General features: G+C 64.2%; 2 protein-coding genes. Both read left to right on the top strand.

Annotated features, from left to right (window positions below):
- The coding region (locus tag DI606_RS19950) for a vitamin B12 dependent-methionine synthase activation domain-containing protein (protein WP_293985735.1) at window positions 1-2,080 on the top strand (2,080 nt) is incomplete at its 5' end.
- 293 nt (window positions 2,081-2,373) lie between these two features.
- Window positions 2,374-2,778, top strand: a 405-nt coding sequence (gene rplJ, locus DI606_RS19945) for a 50S ribosomal protein L10 (protein ID WP_293985733.1), incomplete at its 3' end; no start/stop codon positions are given.

Genomic DNA, 2,778 nt, shown 5'->3' with positions numbered 1-2,778 from the left:
TCCCAATATCTTTGCCGTGGCGACGGGGATCGAAGAGCATAACAACTACGGCGTGGACTTCATCGAGGCGTGCCGGGAAATCAAGGCGCGCTGTCCGCACGTCCATATTTCGGGCGGGTTGTCGAACTTCTCCTTCTCGTTCCGCGGCAACGAGCCGGTGCGCCGGGCGATGCACAGCGTGTTCCTGTATCATGCCATCCCCGCAGGGCTGGACATGGCCATCGTCAACGCAGGGCAGCTCGACGTCTACGACGCCATCGACCCCGCGCTGCGCAAGGCGTGCGAGGATGTGCTGTTGAACAGCGATCCGGAAGCGGGCGACCGGCTCGTCGCGCTGGCCGAAAGCTTCAAGGGCAAGGACGCGGCGTCGGAAAAGGCGGCGCAGGAATGGCGCGGCTGGCCCGTCGCCAAGCGGCTGGAACATGCGCTCGTCAAGGGCATCGACATGTATGTCGTCGAGGATACGGAAGAAGCGCGCCTGTCGGCGGCCAAGCCCATCGAAGTGATCGAGGGGCCGTTGATGGACGGCATGAATGTCGTGGGCGACCTGTTCGGTGCGGGCAAGATGTTCCTGCCGCAGGTCGTCAAGTCCGCGCGCGTCATGAAGAAGGCGGTCGCCCACCTCCTCCCCTATATCGAGGCAGCCAAGGAGCCGGGCGCGAAGGGCAAGGGGCGGATCGTCATGGCGACGGTCAAGGGCGACGTGCACGATATCGGCAAGAATATCGTCGGCGTCGTGCTCCAGTGCAACGGCTTCGAAGTGATCGACATGGGGGTCATGGTGCCCTGGCAGGACATCATCAATGCGGCGAACGAGAATGACGCCGACATGATCGGCCTGTCCGGCCTCATCACTCCCTCGCTGGACGAGATGGTGACGGTCGCTGCCGAAATGCAGCGCGCCAACATGACGATGCCGCTGCTCATCGGCGGCGCGACCACGTCCAGGGTGCATACCGCGCTGCGCATCGATCCGGCTTTTACCGGCCCGGTCGTTCATGTGCTCGACGCCAGCCGCGCGGTGGGCGTTGCGACGGCGCTCGTATCCGAAACGCAGAAGGACGATTTCGTCCGCAAGACCAAGGACGATTACGCCCATGTTCGCACCGCGCGCGAGGGCAAGGGGCAGAGCCAGCTGCTGTCGATCGAGGACGCGCGCGCCAACGCGTTCGAGATGGACGAAAGCCTGAAAGCCCCGCGCCCGCGCCTGCCGGGCGTCCATCGCTTCCCGGACTGGGACCTTAAGGATCTGGTCGACTATATCGACTGGACGCCGTTCTTCCGCGCGTGGGAGCTGGCGGGCAATTACCCCGCGATCCTCGAAGACGAGATCGTGGGCGAAAGCGCCCGCAGCCTGTTCGCCGACGCGCAGAAGATGCTGAAGCGCATCCTCGACGAGAAATGGCTGACCGCGCGTGGCGTGTGCGGCCTGTGGCCGTGCCGCAGGGTGGGGGACGACATCGTCGTCCATGTCGAGGACGAACGCCATGTGCGGCTGCCCATGCTGCGCCAGCAGATCGCCAAGCGCGAAGGGCGGGCGAACATGTGCCTGGCCGACTTCATCAGCCCCGACGGCGACTGGATGGGCGGCTTTGCCGTGTCGATCCACGGCATCGAGCCGCACCTCGCCCGGTTCAAGGCGTCGATAGACGATTATTCGGACATTCTGCTCAAGGCGCTGGCCGACCGGTTCGCCGAAGCCTTTGCCGAGCGGCTGCATCATTATGTGCGCACCGCGCTCTGGGGCTATGCCGAAGGGGAGCAGTTGACCAACGAAGCGCTCATCAAGGAAAAATATCGCGGCATCCGCCCGGCACCGGGCTACCCCGCCTGCCCGGAGCATAGTCTCAAGCCCCTGTTGTTCGACATGCTGGACGCGCATCATGCCACCGGCATCACCCTCACCGAAAGCTTCGCGATGTTGCCGACGGCGGCGGTGAGCGGATTCTATTTCGGCCATGCCCAGTCGGAATATTTCGGCGTCGCGCGGGTCGGGCGCGACCAGATGGCGGATTATGCGCAGCGGCGCGGCATCGACCTGGAGACAGCGGAGCGCTATCTGCGGCCCAACCTCGATTGACGAGCGAGCCGCGATGCCCTAAAGGCCCGCGCAGCAGACTCGTGGGGCTTGCCCCGCGCGTCTTCCGTCCGAGACAGTCGGTGAAGGGAATATGCCCTTCTTAATGTCCGACCTAGACGGGGAAAAGTTCTTTGCCGGAACGGGTTTCGATGCCCTGTCTTCCGGGTCTGCCTGTTCCTTAGATGGCGCGGGCTAGTCGATCTCTCCCCTTCGGACCTAGTGCCCCGCGGCAGCCCCGCGGGTTTTAGCCGTCCGTGCGGGTCGCCCGCAGGGACATGAAGTGGAGTAATGGCATGGATCGTAATCAGAAAGCTGAGGTCGTTTCCGCGCTGAACGCAGAGCTGGCAAATGTTGGCGTGGTCGTCGTGACCCGCAACCTTGGCATGACCGTCGCCCAGTCGACCGTCCTGCGCCAGAAGATGCGCGAAGCCGGGGCTTCCTACAAGGTTACGAAGAACCGCCTCGCCCGTATCGCCCTGGATGGCACCGCCTATACCGGCCTCAGCGACCTGCTGACCGGTCCGGTCGGCCTCGCCACCTCGGCCGATCCGGTCGCCGCCGCCAAGGTTGCGATCGATTTCGCCAAGACCAACGACAAACTTGAGATCGTTGGCGGCGCGATGGGCGAAGTGCTGCTCGATGCGGAGGGCGTCAAGGCCCTGGCATCGATGCCGTCGCTGGATGAACTGCGTGCGAAG

It is taken from the genome of Sphingobium sp. (assembly GCF_003248505.1).
GTDB lineage: Bacteria > Pseudomonadota > Alphaproteobacteria > Sphingomonadales > Sphingomonadaceae > Sphingobium.
This window is presented reverse-complemented; position numbering and strand designations above follow the sequence as displayed.